This is a genomic window from Pseudomonas sp. NFACC14 (assembly GCF_900106885.1).
Taxonomy (GTDB): Bacteria; Pseudomonadota; Gammaproteobacteria; order Pseudomonadales; family Pseudomonadaceae; genus Aquipseudomonas; species Aquipseudomonas fluorescens_AA.
Genome location: NZ_FNOA01000002.1, coordinates 359,253 through 374,782, shown reverse-complemented (window position 1 = coordinate 374,782; position 15,530 = coordinate 359,253). Strand labels below are relative to the sequence as shown.

Genomic DNA, 15,530 nt, shown 5'->3' with positions numbered 1-15,530 from the left:
ATTTTTACCTAAAATTGTGGACATTTCCTATGCGGTAAGCACCTAGCACTCTTTGAGCATCATCAACACTCTTCAAGAACCCTCCCCCTCCTCTAGCTTCAAGTTCAGGTCTCCCTGCAATATGCCGAAGCTGTTTTTGACTGATTTTTCCAGCCACCTCAGGGAGTCTTCAGGTGTAAGAGTTCCTTTTGCACCAACAAATAAAGCATTTAATTATTTTCAGCTGCCTGACCGGATCCCAATCATTAGGTTTTAGTTGATGCTTACTCCACCATTAAGTGGCTAGGCCACCGGCGCGCGTTCTCCCTTCCCTCGCTGGTGCCCGATCGCCTGGCGCCCGACGCGGCGCAGGACGGACCTAGCGCTGCGCGGCCAGCGCCACGGCATCGGCGCCGGCCGGGAAATGCAGCCGCTCGGATACGTCGTTGGCCGCTTGCCAGATCGCCTGGGCGACGTCGCTCGCCGTTGTCACCGCCGCCGGTTGGCCAAGGCTCGAGAACACCTCCTGAGCGAAAGGCGCGTAGGCGTCCGGAATCAGGCCCTGCATACGTTGCTGCCCGTTGGCGGTGAACTGGGTAGACGGACCGTAGCCGGGCGCCACCAGCTTGACCCGTACACCGAACGCCTGCAGTTCGTGGCGCAGCGACGCGGTGAAGCCCTGTACCGCGGTCTTGCTCGCTGTGTACGCGGCCACCAACGGGAACGGCGCGAGCGTGGCGCTGGAGGTCACGTTGACGATGACGCCCGCGCCGCGCTGGCGGAACCGGGGAATCGCGGCCTGACACATCGCCATGACGCCGAAGGTATTGGTCTCGAACACCTCGCGCACAGTCGCCATAGGCGTGGCCTCGAACGCGCCGAACAGTCCGATGCCGGCATTGTTGACCAGCGCGTCGATGGGGCCGGCGGCCTCCAGCGCCAGAGCGATGCTGTCGGGCTGCGTCACGTCTAGCGCCAGTATGCGCAGGCCGGGCGAGGCCGGCAGCAGCGCCGGTTGCGGCTGGCGCATGGTGGCGACGACGTTCCAGCCCTGGGCCAGGAAATGGCGCGCGGTTTCCAGGCCGTAGCCGGAGGAGCAGCCAGTGATTAGGACGGTCTTCATTTCGTTCTCCAGGGGTGAGTGGGCTCGGGAAGAAACGATAGTCCGGTCGTCTCGGATGATCGATAATGCAGAATCCGTTTTGTTTTAGCGAAAATCCGAAATGCACGATCCGCTCTCCGACGTCGTCCGCTTGCTCCACCCGCAGGCGGTTTTCGCCAACATCATCAGCGGCAAGGGCAACTGGGCGGTGCGCTATGCCGAGTACGGGCAGCCGGGGTTCTGCATCGTCCTAGAAGGCAGCGCCTTGCTTGCGGTGGACGGGCACGCGCCAATCACGATAAACGCCGGCGATTTCGTGCTGCTGCCGACCACTCCGCCATTTACCCTCTCCAGCTTCCTGCCAGCGCCGCCGGTGTTCATCGATCCGAAGCTCGTCCCTGGGGGGCAAGGCGAACGGCGTCATGGCGAGCAGGACGGCACGCCGGACATGCGCGCGCTGGGTGGGGCCTTCCTGTTCGACACGGACCACGCCGCGCTGCTGGTCACGCTGCTGCCCACCGTGGTCCACGTGCGCGGCGTCGGCCGCCTGATGCACCTGGTGCAGATGATTGGCGAGGAGTACCACGACAGGAAACCGGGCAGCGACTACATGCTGTCCCGGCTGGTCGAGATGCTGCTGGTCGAGGCCATGCGCTGCACGGCGACGGGAAGCGCGCTGCCCGGCCTGCTGCGTGGCCTGGACGACGAACGGCTGGCGCTGGCGCTCACAAGGATCCATGCGCGCATTGATCACGCCTGGACGGTGGGCGAACTCGCCCGGGCGGCCGCGCTTTCGCGCTCGACGTTCTTCGACCGCTTCACCCGCACGGTCGGCGTGCCGCCCATGGAATACCTGCTGGCTTGGCGCATGCAGGTGGCGAAGGATCTGCTGCGGCGCGACAGATTGCACGTGGCCGACGTGGCGCAACGCGTCGGCTATGGCTCCACCAGCAGCTTTAGCGTCGCCTTCAGCCGCCACGTGGGCGAGCCGCCCAGCCACTATGCCAGGCGCTGACGCATGTACTGATGATGCGGGCTCAGCCTCGTGACCACGTCACCTGCGAGCGGCCCGAAGCGACCGAGTGCGATCCGGCGATGCTCGCCCATGACGCATTCCAGACAGTCATCAACACCATGATGCTGGTGATATCCACTTGGTAGGGCCTCGACTCGTTTTATCGAAAATCCACACGCATAACTGTCGCTGCTAGCAATGCAATCCCTGCCCCATCGTCCGAAAAACCCGATCCAAGGCCTCCACTGCCGCTTTCGTCAAAAGACGCACGTCGTCAGTCGGATACGGCAGCTCAACCAACATCCCGTTGGCATACTTCGCCTCCTCCGGGTTGAACATGCCCGTACGGATGCTGATCCGAACCTTCTTGCAAAGCGACTTCTGCGCCCTGAGCTTTTCTTGATGCCCATCGCGTCCAGGTGCAGTTTCATCCTGCGACCGCCCCTCAAACCGTGGACACCGAAGCGTTGCGGCGCTACTGCGACCGCTATCGGATGCAGCCGGTTATCCCGCTGCGCACGATGAAGCACAAACCCAAGCCAGGATCACCTAGACTGTTTGATCGCCCCAAATACTGACAGCGCAACATTATTGAGCGCATGTTCGGCTGGCTAAAGGAGAACCGCCGCATCGTCAAGCGCTTCGACAAGCTCGCGAAAAGTTATGCGGCGATGGTCTCACTGGCTTGCGCCATGCGGTGCTTGAGACAGTATTTTTCGTACAGTGCCTAACGGCTTCATCTGTTCCATGGAATGGGGACCCAAGAGTAAGAGCCCTATCCGAAAAAGCTAAAGTTCACGTCGTCCGTAGAGGAACCTCGCCTGCGCATGGTTCCCCCGTGGGCACGTTGCGCCAGTCGAGCTGCTCAGGTCCACCATGTTGGAATAGCTGGATCGCGTTCATTGACGTTCCTTTAGAAGACCGGGCGCACCCTTCAATTTTGTAGAGCTGGTCATTCCGCCGTTCATATCGTTGCACTCCGTGGATATTTGATCTACCGTAGATGAATATTCCACGCTTTTCGGTGTTCGTCATGCCCGTCATCACAGAAATCGTAACGCTGCCTTCACCTGCGCCCGGAAGCCAGCATCAACTAATCAAGCATCGATTCACAGGCGGGAGCGGCGGGCGTAGCGCCTATGTTCAGGCCGGCCTGCACGCCGACGAACATCCCGGATTGCTGGTGGTGCAGCATTTGTTACAGCGCTTGCAGAGGTTGGAACAAGAGCAGCGCATTCTTGGGGATATTGTGATTTGCCCTTTCGCAAACCCTGTCGGATTAGGACAAAACGTATTCGGTTATGTGACCGGGCGCTTTAATCTGGCTAACGGGGAAAACTTCAACCGCAACTTCCCAGATGCCACCCAGGCACTAGCGGAAATCGTTTCGCCACTCACCGGGCAGCGTTCTGACAGAGAACAACTCAAGGACCTGCTCGGTCAATCGCTAAGCAGCCTTGCGTTACGGGAATGCGTGGCAAGCGGCAAGCGAGCCCTGCTCCAAGAAGCGTTCAAACACGATCTGGTGCTTGACCTGCACTGCGACACCGCTGCCGTGATGCACCTCTATTGCATCAACGACCAACGCAAACGTGCCGTCGAGCTTGCGGCGTGCATGAACATCGGGACAGTGTTCCTAGAGGATGAAGCGGGCGGCCAGCCGTTCGACGAAGCGTACAACAAGCCTTGGGGAATGCTCGTCGAAAATGGCTTGGCCTCTCCAGAGCAGAGGGGCTTTGCGGCGAGCATCGAGTTGCGCGGACAGGCGGATGTCGATGACGAGCTGGCCCGGGAAGACGCCGAAGGCATCTTGCGCTTCCTGGCTCTCGACGGCCTGTTGGCGATGGAGGTGCCAGAGCCGGACGTGCATCGGGTAGAGGTGTATCCGCTGGAGGGCGCATCGCATTTACAAGCAAACGGCAACGGCCTGCTCGTGTGGAAAAAACGTCTTGGCGAAGCTGTGAGCCGCGATGAGCTGATCGCCGAAATTGTGCCGCTTGATGCGCCCTTGGGCACACCGCGAATTGCGGTGAATAGCGATGTCGATGGCGTCGTGATTGTGCAACCTCTTTTCAAGCTGGTCCGCGCAGGACAGCGCGTTGCCTTGCTCGCCAGCAAGACCCCCCTTCCGCACCGTCAACCAGGCAAGCTGCTGCAGCACTTCTAATCAAATACTCAATCAGGACGTCTCATGGCAATCGACAATCAAACCTTCGCCGAGCTGTTCGGCGCCATCCAGCAGGCCCACACGGAGCTACGTCCTGGGGTTGCCGTAACTCCGCTGACCTATAGCCCGCGTCTGTCAGCCTTGAGCGGAGTCGAGCTGTACCTCAAGTGTGAGCACCTGCAACACACGGGCTCGTTCAAATTCCGCGGTGCCAGCAATAAGGTCCGTTTGCTGACCCAACAGCAGCGCCAGCAAGGCGTAATCACCGCGTCTTCCGGCAATCATGGCCAAGGTGTGGCACTGGCGGGCAAGGCCGCCGGTGTGTCAGTCACAGTGTATGCAACCACCACGGCTTCGGCGTTGAAGCTGGATGCGATCCGCGCCCTGGGTGCCGATGTCGTCACCCTCGATACCGATCCGCTGAGTGTCGAACTGGAAGCCGCGCGCCAGGCGGAGCGTCAGGGCACGTTGTTCGTCTCGCCGTATAACGACCTGCAAATCATCGCGGGCCAAGGCACGATCGGCATGGAAATTCACGAACAGTTGCCGGAAGTCGATGCCGTGTTTGTAGCGGTCGGTGGCGGCGGTATGGTGTCGGGCATCGGCACGGCGCTCAAGCACCTGAGCCCGAAGGCCGAGATCGTTGGCTGCTGGCCGGAAAACGCCCCGACGATGGAACGTTCCCTGGCCGCCGGCGAAATCATCGAAATGGATGAACTGGACACGCTCTCCGATGGCACGGCAGGCGGCATTGAGCCTGGCAGCATCACCTTCCCCCTGTGCCAGCGCGTCATCGATCGCACAGTGCTGGTCAGTGAAGACGACATTCGCGCCGCCCTGAAAGCGGTTGCGCGCTATGAGCGCTGGATTATCGAAGGCGCAGCCGGAGTCGCACTTGCCGGGGCTCTGAAACTAGCTGGCGATTATCAAGGCAAACGGATCGCCGTGGTCCTGTGCGGCCGCAACATCCTTCTCGAAAAATTCGTCGGAGCCATCCAGTGAACGTTTATAGCCAACAACAGATCATCAGCGCATTGAACCTGACCGAGGCGGCCCAACAGGTCGCGCAAGGGTTCGTCGCTTTTTCAAAGGGCAAGGTCAAAGTCCCACCGGTACAGAATTTCGTTTTCCCGCAAGCCAACGGCGATTGCTGTATCAAATCGGCCTGGGTCGAGGGTGAAGACACTTTCACGGTGAAGATTTCCACCGGCTTCTATGACAACCCTTCCAAAGGGCTGGAAAGCAACGATGGTCTGATGCTGGTGCTGTCCGCTCAGACCGGGCAGCCTCTGGCGTTGTTACAGGACGGTGGCTGGCTCACCTGCATCCGCACCGCCCTCGCCGGGCAGATCGCCGCGAAAGCATTGGCGCCATCGAACATTCAGGCAATCGGCATCGTCGGCACCGGCATGCAGGCGCGCATGCAACTGGAGCAGTTGACGGCCGTCACCGATTGCCGCGACGTCATCGTCTGGGGGCGCAGGCAATCTGAACTGGATGCCTATCGCGACTTTGCAGAGGCCTTGGGGTTTCGTGTGGAAACGACGCTGAACGCTCAGCAGCTCGCGCTCAAAGCCAATCTGATCGTCACCACTACACCTTCTCGTGAGCCACTGCTCAAGAGCGAGTGGATTCGCCCAGGGACACATATCACCGCCGTGGGTGCGGATACTTTGGGCAAACAGGAGCTGGATCCGGCATTGGTTGGCCGCGCTGATGTCATCGTCGTGGACTCGATCGCACAGTGCAGCCAGTACGGAGAAATTTCTCATGCGCTTAAAGCCGGGCTGATCGACAAGGAACAGCTGCTGGAGCTCGGCCAGGTGTTGGCGGGTGACGTAAGCGGGCGCACCAACGATCAGCAAATCACCATCGTCGATCTCACCGGTGTCGCGGTACAGGATGCACAGATATCCCGCTGCGCACTGGAGTCCTGCGCCCAAGCGTGAGGGCCTGACTTTCAATCGCTTTACTGCCACTGCAACAGGCGTTCCGGCTCGGGTCGGGACGCTCATCGACCTTCTTTAACTGGCGACTTGCCGGAGATCTGGATCATGACTGTAAAGCCGTTGTTGCGTTGGACTACCCTCTCACTCGTTTGTGCATTTTTCGCTCCGGCGACATTCGCCCAGGACACCCTCAGGATCGGTATCGAAGCGGCGTATCCTCCTTTCGCTTCGAAAGCCGCCGATGGCCAGATCGTCGGCTTCGATTACGACATCGGCAACGCGCTTTGCAAGCAGATGGAGGTCAAGTGCGAATGGGTCGAGCAGGAGTTCGATGGCCTGATTCCCTCGCTGAAAGTGCGCAAGATCGACGCGATTCTGTCCTCGATGACCATCACTGAAGACCGCAAGAAATCGGTGGATTTCACTGACAAGTATTACCAGAGCGCAAGTCGCATCGCGATGAAGAAAGGCTTTGCCCTGAGCAGCAACTTCAGCGAACTGAAGGGCAAGCGCATTGGCGTGCAGCGATCCAGCACCCATGACCGCTTCGCCACTGAAGTGCTGGTGCCCACAGGCGCAGAAGTTGTGCGTTATGCCACGCTGAACGAGGCGTATCTCGATCTGTTGGCAGGTCGTCTGGATGCGGTACAGGGCGATGACGTCGCTGTGCAGTTGGGCTTTCTCGATACCGACAATGGCAAGGGCTACGCCTTTGTAGGGGAGCCATTGCGCGATCCGAAATACTTCGGTGATGGCGTGGGCATTGCTGTGCGCAAAAATGATCAGAACCTGGTAAGCCGTTTTAATAGCGCGATTACCGCGCTCAGGGTTAGTGGCGAGTATCAGAAGATTGATCAGAAGTACTTCAGCTTCGATATCTATGGGCAGTGATCGGCGCTGAGGGATGGGAGCGGACTTGTTCGCTCCCATCCCTCAGCCTCTCGATCAGGCGTCCCGGAACGCTTTTACGTATTTGTAGACGGTTGCGCGCCCCATGTTCAGGACGTTGGCAACATAATCGTGGGCGCTTCTACCGTCGAAAGCCCCTTCGTGAAACAGGGCCTCGATCAGGTCGCGTTTATGGGCCCGAGTCAGGCTGTTGAGCGCCAGGTGTCGCTCCTGCAGCCAGCGGTGCAGGAATGTGTTGATACGCTCTTGCCAGTCGTCACGAAACAGCGCTTCGGGCTGGGTGACCATTCGACTGGCCTGGAAGAACAGATTCAGCGCATCCCGCGCCTGCTCCAGTACTGAATAGTTGAGGTTGATACACAACGCCACTTCGGGCTTACCTTGACCGTCCAGCAGGACACTGGTGATAGACCTTACGCGCTGGCCATCCCAATTGAGCTTTTCGTAAGGGCCCAAGCTCAATTGCTGGCTCAGATCGCCACCGACCTCTTCCAACGCCGAGTCGTCGCCGATCTTACGCTTGGAGATATTGTTGGCGATGTGCACGACCGTTTGCGTCGCCAAATCGTGCAGCACCACCTCTGCATGTGGAAACAGCAAAGTGGCCATGCTGTCGGCGATGGTCTTGTAGTTGATCAGGCGGCTGGCGAAGGCGTCGCGCGTTGGGCTCATGTCGGGTCCGATTGTCAGAATGCGTACCATCATAAACGAATCATAGGTAAAAACCGGAGTGAGTGGATGTGGACTTATTGGCGTGATGACTTCGCCGAATACGGCGCCTGGTCAGGCGATGACACACCGGTGTCTGGCATGCATTTCCATGATGAGCATCAACTCACCTTCGTGATCGGCGGATATCGATTCTTTCGCATCGGTGGCGAGCGCATCCATGTTCCGGCGGGTTCCTGCCTGTACATCCCCGCAGGCTGTCCTCACGCCAGCCTGTCGGAAGTGCAGTCTGGGACACGTTGCCTGAATCTCGCCGTTGATGTCCTTCGGCCTGATGGGCGGCCCGATGCAGGCACAGGGTCACTTGCAGATGATGATGCGCATCCTGCGCTACAAACAGAACCCGCAAGCCGCCGCAGACGCACCGCGCTGGAGGATCGAATCTGGCCTGAAAGTCGCAGTGGAACGTGCATTCGACCCACAGGTGGTCGAAGCCTTACGCGCCAAAGGTCACGACATAGACGTCGAAGAACCTAACGGCGTATTCGCCTTTGGCGGCGCGCAGATTATCCAGCGCACCACTCATGGTTATGTGGGTGGCACTGATCCCCGGAAGGATGGTCTGGTAGCCGCGTACTGACAGTCCGAAGATCCTACGCGTAACTTAGTTGCGCGTAGGATCATTCTCTAAAAACCGCTAACTCTCATCCCGCCGCAAGCTATTGAGTGTGGATGCGTAGCAGAGGCCTCACGCAAGCTCTATATAGTCCAACCCTCGATCTCTACGGCGAGAGATTTGGTGTACGGTTGCTCATCCAGCATCATGCTCAGGGTATGTCCATGACTCCGAGCAGAACCCCTTTCTACAGGAAGGCTCTCGAACCTCAACCTTGGAAGCTGAGGCTCGGCAATAGCTAGATCAGATTGAGTTCCTGGCCCGTGCGGTTCACTGCCCGGAGAGTTTTCTCTACTAACTCATCAAGCTCAGAATGGTTAGCGATCAAAGCAGGCGCCATGATCATCCGACCCAAGGTTGAGCGGATAATCAAACCCTCTTCAAAACCGACAGTCCGGCAGTGCCAGGCGATATCGTTCTCCGCTTCAAACCGTTTGCGAGATGATTTTTCTTCAGCAAATTGCAGAGCAGCAACCATTCCCACCCCTTGCACGTCGCCAATCAGCGGATGATTGTTGAATGCCTCACGCAAGATTTTCTGAAGGTACGGGCCCGTGTCGTTTTTAACTTGGGTGACAATCCCTTCATTGCGCAAAGCCAGGATGTTCGCTATAGCAACAGCAGCGGCCACGGGATGGCCAGAATAAGTCAGGCCACTTGCGAAAACACCGCCTTTTTCGACCAGCACCTCCGCTATCTTTTTGCTCAGAACCAGGCCCCCCATCGGGATGTATCCGCTGGTCAGTCCCTTAGCGATAGAGAGGGTGTCCGGTTCAAAGCCAAAATGTTCGTGAGCAAACCATTCGCCTGTACGACCAAAACCACCGATTACTTCGTCTGCGCAAAGAAGGACATCATATTTGCGGCAGATCCGCTGGATCTCGGACCAATAACTCGCCGGAGGAAAAATCATGCCGCCTGCGCCTTGGAATGGTTCAGCAACGAAGGCCGCTACCTTTTCTGCCCCGAGTTCAAGGATCTTCGTTTCAAGCTCAGCCGCTGCTTTCAGGCCAAAGGCCTGCTCGTCGAGTTCGCCGCCTTGGGCGTACCAGTAGGGTTCACCAATATGAGCGAAGCCTGGGAGCATGCCACCCATCTCGTGCATGAAACCCATGCCCCCTAGGGCTGTGCTGCCCAGAGTGGAGCCGTGATATCCATTCCAACGTCCGATCATGATGCTTTTTTCGGGCTTGTCCAGGATCTGCCAGTAACGGCGCACTGTGCGAATCAGTACCTCGTTTGCCTCGGAGCCGGAGTTTGTATAAATCGCGTGACTGTAGCGGTTTGGCAGGAGACTAAAGAGCAGCTCGGACAGCTCATTCACTCTAGGGTGAGTGGTTTGGAAAAACAGGTTGTAGTATGGCAGCTCTTGAAGCTGACGATGGGCAACGTCTGCGAGATCCTTACGCCCGTAACCCAGGTTCGTACACCACAGGCCAGACATGCCGTCAAGGTACCGTTTTCCCTCGGTGTCCCACAGATGCAAACGATCTCCACGTTCGATTACCAGTGCGCCTTTATCGTTTAGCACCTTCTGGTCTAGAAAGGCATGGATATGGTGTGCGGCATCCAGCTTCTGATAGTCGCTTGTAGTGCGTATCGGTTTGGTCATTTCATTTCTCCTGGCGCTGCTTAGCGCAATTGAAACCACGTGGTTTTCAACTGGGTATATTTCTCAAAAGAATGCAGAGATAGATCGCGCCCGAAGCCCGACTGTTTGAATCCACCGAAGGGTATCGTCACGTCCAACGCATCAACGGTGTTTACCGATACGGTCCCCGCACGAAGTCTTTTAGCTACACGGTGGGCGCGGTTCAGATTGTCCGTCCAAACTGAGGCGGCCAGCCCATAAACGCTCGAATTCGCAATCTCCACTGCCTCATCTTCCGTGTCGAACGGTATGACCGCGAGCACAGGGCCAAAGACCTCTTCGGTGGCTAAGGTCATAGACGGATTCACGTCTGTGAAAATAGTCGGCTCAATGAAGTTGCTGGAATTGTTGATTTCAACGCTTTGCCCTCCACAAACAAGTGTTGCACCCTGGGCCTTCGCGATTTCGATGTGTTCGAGGATGTTGCTTGTTTGCTTTGCGTCGACAATTGCACCAGCGGGGCTTGTGGGGTCCAGCGGGTCACCGGGCATCCAAAGGGCAGCCTTAGCTTTCAGCAGCGCGACGAATTTATCGTGGATACTCCGCTCCACCAACAATCGAGAGTTTGCAGAACAGATTTCCCCTTGGTTGAAGAAGATGCCAAAGGCAGCTTTCTCGGCGGCGAGCTCAAGATCTTCGCAATCAGCAAAGACGAGATTGGCGCTCTTACCACCGCACTCCAGCCATACTTGCTTCAGGTTGGACTGTGACGAGTACGCCATGAACTTTTTTCCCACTTGTGAGGAGCCGGTGAAAACCAGGCAATCAATATCGTTATGTAGCCCAACCAACCGTCCAGTGGTTTCTCCTAAACCAGGAACTACGTTGAACACACCAGAGGGCACGCCCGCTTCCGTTGCCAATTCAGCCAGTCGAATGGCGGAGAATGGTGATTGTTCCGCAGGTTTCAATACGACAGAGTTACCAGCAGCCAATGCCGGCGCAATCTTCCACGACGCCATGTCCAGCGGGAAATTCCATGGCACTACCGCACCGATCACGCCCAGTGGTTCGCGGGTGATCGTAGCCAATACATTAGGCGCCGAAGGTGCGGTTTCGCCGTACAGCTTGTCTAGGCTTTCCGCATACCAGCGAAAGACATTTGTCGAACCTGGAACATCGATGTTCATAGCGTCAGAAATGGGTTTGCCCATGCAGCTTGACTCGAGAAGCGCGAGCTCTTCTCTGTGCTCAATAATCAGATCAGCCAATCGCAACAGCACCTGCTTCCGTTCAACCGGACTGCAAGAAGACCATACACCTGAGTTGAATGCTGCTCGGGCGCCTTCGACTGCTTGATTGACTTCCACCTCCCCACAATTGATGACGTGAGCAAGCGTCTGTCCGGTAGCAGGATTTATGCTTTCAAATGTATTGGGCGAAACTGTGCCTTGCCCTCCAATCCATGCGTGACTGGCGAATTTTTGGCTATGGACCAATGTTTTCCAATATTCCTTTGAAGACATAACAGGAGCCTCGTCGTTTTGTTTGATTGTGACCATTAAGCAAGGATGGTGGAATTAGTAAATTTATCGATCGAGGCTATATAAAAGCTTCCTTGTGTACATCTCTTGTAGTTCGACAGCCTGCGATGCAACTGGGCATGTTAAATACTTCAGTGTTAGATATACTTTTTCCTAATGGCCTAACGACTAGCTAGCCTTTCATCCGAGCGCATTCCATCAAGCCGTTTGGCCAACAGGTCGTCACAAGCGTTCAGCCGTTGCTTGGTGCTAAGTCCATCTGGCTTGTGGCCTTGTCCCATGCTTACTGAGCCGCGGATCACTGTGGAGACTTCCACTAGGTCATGGTCATCATCGCTTCTGCTCTACAAGGGCGATTAACGAGTGCAGCACTTGGATAGAACCGAGGCTCCTAAACCTCAAAAAGCGGTTATCAGTTTTTAGCCTCTAAATTGGAACCTGCAGCAGTGCTTTTCTTTTTAGAGGAAAGTGTCAGACCTGAGTGGCCAACCGCTTCCAGTCCAGCACAAATGGCCTCAAACGTAGCGCGCATCTGGACGGCATGACCCACCAAGTCAGGCTCAGGTTGAGTGACAAGGCGGGCAAATGCCATATTGCTAAGATCACTGATAATGCGCAGCGCCACGTCAATGCTCACCTCTGGTTTGAACAGGCCTGCACGCTGGTAATATTGCAAAATCAGCTTGACCTCAGACAGCAAGACTTCATTCCAAATGTTGAAAATGTACTGCAGCTCTCCAGCTAAAAGGGCTGGCGCAATTTCAGCCCACAATTTAGGTGGAAATGCTTCCAGCTGGAGTACAGCGACCTCTGTATCAATTTCGCAAAGCGCGTTCAGCAAACTACTGGCTTTTTCAGCACGAAGCCTTAGGCGCTGGATTGCTACCGCATCCGGCGCTTTGAGAAGCTCAAGCAAAATCTCCTGCTTGCCCCCAAAGTAGTTCACTACGGTAGGCGCGGACACGCCGGCCCGAATGGCGATCTGGTCAAGCGTCGCTGCTGAAAATCCGACCTCACTGAATACGGCTAGCGCGGCGTCGGCAATCACCTGCCGACGTTGCGCCTTCTGTCGCTCTCTCAACCCCGTCATGACTGTCCTCTCTTCAGATGATCGTAGATTAGGGTGGTTTTATTTTTTATTCAAATTATTTTCTTTACAAAAATATTTTTTGATGGCAAAAATCAATCCACGGCCCCCGCTACGGAGATGGGTGAGCCTCGCAGAGGCCGATTCAGGCCTCATAGCTCCGGGAGGTTCACCTCCCAAGACAAACAGCTACGCCGAGCTACATCTGATCAGGACGATCTCGAACTCGGAGCTTCCTCACTGCCCTGTTGAACAAAAAAATCAAATACACAGGAGCCACAAATGCATAGGTTCGCACGTACCTACGGCCTCACTTGTCTATCGTATGGCGTTGGCCTGACGCTTTCTGGAACCGCCTTTGCCGGTTACCAAATCCAAGAAGGCGATTTCAAGGCTGATTTCACCCTATCCGCACTGGCGGCCTCGGTTTCTTCAAAAAACGCCAACTTTGGTGCTGGCGCATTCGATATCCGGTCAGGCAAACCGACCGGGCAAAACCATTCCTGGCAAGAGTTCTCGGTAAAGCCAAGCGTAACAATGGAATATAGCGTCAACCCAGACACCACTCTATTGGCCGGAGGTTCCATCGTTGCAGCTACCACACAAGGTGGGGCTGACCCAGGGGGCTACACCCGCAACGGCGCCAACAACACTGCCCTAGAGGAGTTATATGGTGGCGTGCAAGTCGGAGATTGGAAGCTGACCGTTGGTAACCAAAACTTCGCTGTAGGGAACATGTTCCTTATTGGTGATGGGAATGTGGATGCATTTGGTGACGGCGCCTACTACAGCGCGCCCAGAACGGCCTACCGAGACTCTGTCGTTCTCAACTGGACAGGTAGCCATGTCAGTGCTCAGGCTTTTTCTCTTCGCACAGACGGACATGCGGGTGACTTTAGGCTCCAAGGTCTAAACGCTGACTGGCAATTGCCAAACGTCGTGCTAGGAGCACTGGCTTACAAAGTCGACACAATGGAGTCGGAGCTTTCCGCCCTCTCGTCACAACGAAATGGTCAAAACGTTTACAACTTACGCGCGCTCAAAGGCAGTATTCCTGGCCTTCCTGGCCTGGTCTATAACGCAGAGTATGCATTGGAGAAAGGCAGCGGAGACGGAATCAAATACGACGCCAAAGCTTGGTACGGATCGTTGGACTATACGTTTTCCATGCCGTCTGCGCCCTCGATTGGATATCGCTATGCGTATTTTTCAGGCGATGACGATCCGGGCGATAACACCAAGCGAAGCTTTGACCCTAGCACGAAGGGATACACTGACTGGGGGCAATGGTTGATTGGGGAAGTTGTCGGCAACTATGTGCTGTACAACAGTAACGCAAAGGTCAGTACTCTCCGCGGCAGAATGAAGCTCAACGAAGTTTTTTCGGTTGGAGCCCAACACCATCACTTTGAGCTGGCGGAAAGTAATTACTTTGGCACGCCAGTGACAAATAAAAACTTTGCAAATGAGACAGGTCTGTACTTGGAATGGACCCCCACTCCTTCCATCTATTCTTTCGTTTCTTTCAATTGGGTGCAGCCGTTGTCCGGTGCGAAGCAAGCATTGGGTGATGAAACCTTCAGCGCACTTGAATTCTGGGTTGCGTATAAATACTGATCAGACCATCCCTCCAACGCCAAAACCAAACAGGTGCATCATGCACAACCATCACGCCTCCAATGTAAACCGTGATCGACTGCTACTCATATGGATTGCAACCATTGCAATCATTGTTCTTGGTATTCTTCCGATGTTCATTGGGTCGCTTGCGGCGATACGCAATCTAGATCTTTCCGAACAGGGCTGGATTATTTCCGCGGAAAGCTATGGCATGCTGCTCGGCACCGTAGTTTGTGCCTCGCTAGCCAAGCGTATTAAACCTGCCATTCTTTTCATATGCGCTGGATTAATTGCACTCATTTTTAACACAGTATCCGCCCAGCTTGCTAACTTCCAGGTAGTCCTGGCTTCAAGATTTATGGCGGGATGCGGTGCGGGACTGGCATTCAGCTTGGCTATCTACTATCTAGGATTGATCAAAGGTCAAGAGCGCTCATATGGCATAACGCTAGCGCTGCAAACATTGGTCTTTTGCGGGTACGCCATTTTGTACCCAGTCATCGTTGAGTACTACAGTGCAAAAACTGCTATTTACTCTATCGGGATATGGTTTGTCATGATCACTGTCGCTGGCGCTTTTTTAAGCCAGTATCTTTTTCGCCTCCAACAGAGTGTTTCGTCTTCAACATTATCAGGACAAGGTACGCAATTTGATGGCGGCGTTGCCATGTTGGGTATGTTCCTTTTAGAGGTGGCTATATTTTCCCTGTGGGGATACGTTGGTAACATTGGTATGGCTCAAGGGATTTCCGAGGTGGACATTGGCTGGGCATTTGGTATTGGTCTATTAGGAGGTTTGCCTGGAGCCGGTTTCGCCGCCTTAGCTGGCAATACTTGGGGCAGGAAGCCTTTCATTCTAATCGGCTGTATTTTAATCGCCGTCCCGACCGTAATTTTAGCTACGTCAAGTTTCACTACAAACGGACTGATGGCTTCGCTGTTTGTAATGAACGTAGGATGGATGCTTGCGCTTTCGTATTACATGGCGCACATCGCCGCAAACGATCCAAACTATATCTACGTTAGGTATATGGGCGTCACTCAATGCCTAGCGGTTGCTCTGGCCCCGACACTAATCGCCAGCGTCATAGTAGGAGACAGCCTCGCGCCAGTGTTCGTGATCTCTGCGACCTGTTCTGCTGTGGCCGGGATCATTGTCTACCTGATAAAAGCGCATCCGCCTCGCATCTCAACTGAACTTACGTCAAAAGTCTGAAAGGAG

General features: G+C 55.6%; 12 protein-coding genes and 5 pseudogenes. 11 read left to right on the top strand and 6 right to left on the bottom strand.

Annotated features, from left to right (window positions below; translation table 11 throughout):
- Nucleotides 1-358: 358 nt before the first annotated feature.
- Entirely contained in the window at nt 359-1,102 is a 744-nt protein-coding gene (locus tag BLU85_RS06245; RefSeq protein WP_092198722.1) for an SDR family oxidoreductase, read from the bottom strand.
- A 100-nt stretch (nt 1,103-1,202) separates the two neighbouring features.
- Here BLU85_RS06245 and BLU85_RS06240 point away from each other — a divergent pair, with 100 nt between their 5' ends.
- Nucleotides 1,203-2,096 carry an AraC family transcriptional regulator gene (locus BLU85_RS06240; RefSeq protein WP_092198725.1) on the top strand — a complete coding sequence of 298 codons (894 nt, stop codon included), beginning with the start codon at nt 1,203-1,205 and terminating at the stop codon, nt 2,094-2,096.
- 219 nt (nt 2,097-2,315) lie between these two features.
- Here BLU85_RS06240 and BLU85_RS06235 read toward each other — a convergent pair.
- Nucleotides 2,316-2,498: pseudogene (locus BLU85_RS06235) on the bottom strand (DNA polymerase V subunit UmuC); the annotation flags it as partial.
- A gap of 53 nt (nt 2,499-2,551) precedes the next feature.
- On the opposite strand from BLU85_RS06235, the pseudogene BLU85_RS06230 reads away from it, so the two are divergent.
- The 5 genes and pseudogenes from BLU85_RS06230 to BLU85_RS06210 form a co-directional block, all read left to right on the top strand.
- Nucleotides 2,552-2,827 (top strand): annotated as a pseudogene (locus BLU85_RS06230) (transposase); the annotation flags it as partial.
- A gap of 272 nt (nt 2,828-3,099) precedes the next feature.
- Nucleotides 3,100-4,263 (top strand): succinylglutamate desuccinylase/aspartoacylase family protein, encoded by a 1,164-nt coding sequence (locus tag BLU85_RS06225; protein ID WP_256572836.1) that lies wholly within the window; start codon nt 3,100-3,102, stop codon nt 4,261-4,263.
- Nucleotides 4,264-4,287: 24 nt separating this feature from the next.
- Complete coding sequence (locus tag BLU85_RS06220; RefSeq protein ID WP_092198728.1) at nt 4,288-5,265, top strand: threonine/serine dehydratase; 978 nt, start codon at nt 4,288-4,290, stop codon at nt 5,263-5,265.
- Complete coding sequence (locus BLU85_RS06215) at nt 5,262-6,212, top strand: ornithine cyclodeaminase family protein (protein WP_092198731.1); 951 nt, start codon at nt 5,262-5,264, stop codon at nt 6,210-6,212. The genes BLU85_RS06220 and BLU85_RS06215 overlap by 4 nt, the downstream gene beginning before the upstream one ends.
- A 105-nt stretch (nt 6,213-6,317) precedes the next feature.
- Complete coding sequence (locus tag BLU85_RS06210; protein ID WP_092198734.1) at nt 6,318-7,103, top strand: ABC transporter substrate-binding protein; 786 nt, start codon at nt 6,318-6,320, stop codon at nt 7,101-7,103.
- A gap of 54 nt (nt 7,104-7,157) precedes the next feature.
- On the opposite strand, the gene BLU85_RS06205 is transcribed toward BLU85_RS06210, so the two are convergent.
- Nucleotides 7,158-7,793 (bottom strand): helix-turn-helix transcriptional regulator, encoded by a 636-nt coding sequence (locus tag BLU85_RS06205; protein ID WP_092199275.1) that lies wholly within the window; start codon nt 7,791-7,793, stop codon nt 7,158-7,160.
- Between BLU85_RS06205 and BLU85_RS31645 the strand changes: the two are divergent.
- The 3 pseudogenes from BLU85_RS31645 to BLU85_RS31220 all read left to right on the top strand — a co-directional run.
- A pseudogene (locus BLU85_RS31645) lies at nt 7,707-8,000 on the top strand (hypothetical protein); the annotation flags it as partial. The gene BLU85_RS06205 and the pseudogene BLU85_RS31645 overlap by 87 nt on opposite strands.
- Nucleotides 8,001-8,100: 100 nt before the next feature.
- Nucleotides 8,101-8,430 (top strand): annotated as a pseudogene (locus BLU85_RS06195) (gamma-glutamyltransferase); the annotation flags it as partial.
- A gap of 66 nt (nt 8,431-8,496) precedes the next feature.
- Nucleotides 8,497-8,672 (top strand): annotated as a pseudogene (locus BLU85_RS31220) (LysR family transcriptional regulator); the annotation flags it as partial.
- 32 nt (nt 8,673-8,704) lie between these two features.
- On the opposite strand, the gene BLU85_RS06190 reads toward BLU85_RS31220, so the two are convergent.
- The 3 genes from BLU85_RS06190 to BLU85_RS06180 all read right to left on the bottom strand — a co-directional run bounded on the left by BLU85_RS06190 (nt 8,705) and on the right by BLU85_RS06180 (nt 12,691).
- Nucleotides 8,705-10,078 carry an aspartate aminotransferase family protein gene (locus BLU85_RS06190; protein WP_092198737.1) on the bottom strand — a complete coding sequence of 458 codons (1,374 nt, stop codon included), beginning with the start codon at nt 10,076-10,078 and terminating at the stop codon, nt 8,705-8,707.
- Between the two features lie 20 nt (nt 10,079-10,098).
- Nucleotides 10,099-11,583: an aldehyde dehydrogenase gene (locus tag BLU85_RS06185; protein ID WP_092199278.1), complete on the bottom strand. Its 1,485-nt coding sequence runs from the start codon at nt 11,581-11,583 to the stop codon at nt 10,099-10,101.
- A gap of 430 nt (nt 11,584-12,013) precedes the next feature.
- Nucleotides 12,014-12,691, bottom strand: coding sequence for a TetR/AcrR family transcriptional regulator (locus tag BLU85_RS06180; RefSeq protein WP_092198740.1), 678 nt, complete (start codon nt 12,689-12,691; stop codon nt 12,014-12,016).
- 279 nt (nt 12,692-12,970) lie between these two features.
- Between BLU85_RS06180 and BLU85_RS06175 the strand changes: the two genes are divergently transcribed.
- Nucleotides 12,971-14,305, top strand: a complete 1,335-nt coding sequence (locus BLU85_RS06175; RefSeq protein ID WP_092198743.1) for an alginate export family protein — start codon at nt 12,971-12,973, stop codon at nt 14,303-14,305.
- A 40-nt stretch (nt 14,306-14,345) separates the two neighbouring features.
- Nucleotides 14,346-15,524, top strand: coding sequence for an MFS transporter (locus BLU85_RS06170; RefSeq protein ID WP_092198747.1), 1,179 nt, complete (start codon nt 14,346-14,348; stop codon nt 15,522-15,524).
- Nucleotides 15,525-15,530 lie beyond the last annotated feature (6 nt).

Excerpts from the sequence above, each read along its gene's own strand:
- BLU85_RS06210 (WP_092198734.1), top strand. The coding sequence starts at position 6,318 with ATGACTGTAAAGCCGTTGTTGCGTTGGACTACCCTCTCACTCGTTTGT.
- BLU85_RS06205 (WP_092199275.1), bottom strand. The coding sequence starts at position 7,793 with ATGAGCCCAACGCGCGACGCCTTCGCCAGCCGCCTGATCAACTACAAG.
- BLU85_RS06180 (WP_092198740.1), bottom strand. The coding sequence starts at position 12,691 with ATGACGGGGTTGAGAGAGCGACAGAAGGCGCAACGTCGGCAGGTGATT.
- BLU85_RS06220 (WP_092198728.1), top strand. The coding sequence starts at position 4,288 with ATGGCAATCGACAATCAAACCTTCGCCGAGCTGTTCGGCGCCATCCAG.
- BLU85_RS06175 (WP_092198743.1), top strand. The coding sequence starts at position 12,971 with ATGCATAGGTTCGCACGTACCTACGGCCTCACTTGTCTATCGTATGGC.
- BLU85_RS06185 (WP_092199278.1), bottom strand. The coding sequence starts at position 11,583 with ATGTCTTCAAAGGAATATTGGAAAACATTGGTCCATAGCCAAAAATTC.
- BLU85_RS06240 (WP_092198725.1), top strand. The coding sequence starts at position 1,203 with ATGCACGATCCGCTCTCCGACGTCGTCCGCTTGCTCCACCCGCAGGCG.
- BLU85_RS06190 (WP_092198737.1), bottom strand. The coding sequence starts at position 10,078 with ATGACCAAACCGATACGCACTACAAGCGACTATCAGAAGCTGGATGCC.
- BLU85_RS06170 (WP_092198747.1), top strand. The coding sequence starts at position 14,346 with ATGCACAACCATCACGCCTCCAATGTAAACCGTGATCGACTGCTACTC.
- BLU85_RS06225 (WP_256572836.1), top strand. The coding sequence starts at position 3,100 with ATGAATATTCCACGCTTTTCGGTGTTCGTCATGCCCGTCATCACAGAA.
- BLU85_RS06245 (WP_092198722.1), bottom strand. The coding sequence starts at position 1,102 with ATGAAGACCGTCCTAATCACTGGCTGCTCCTCCGGCTACGGCCTGGAA.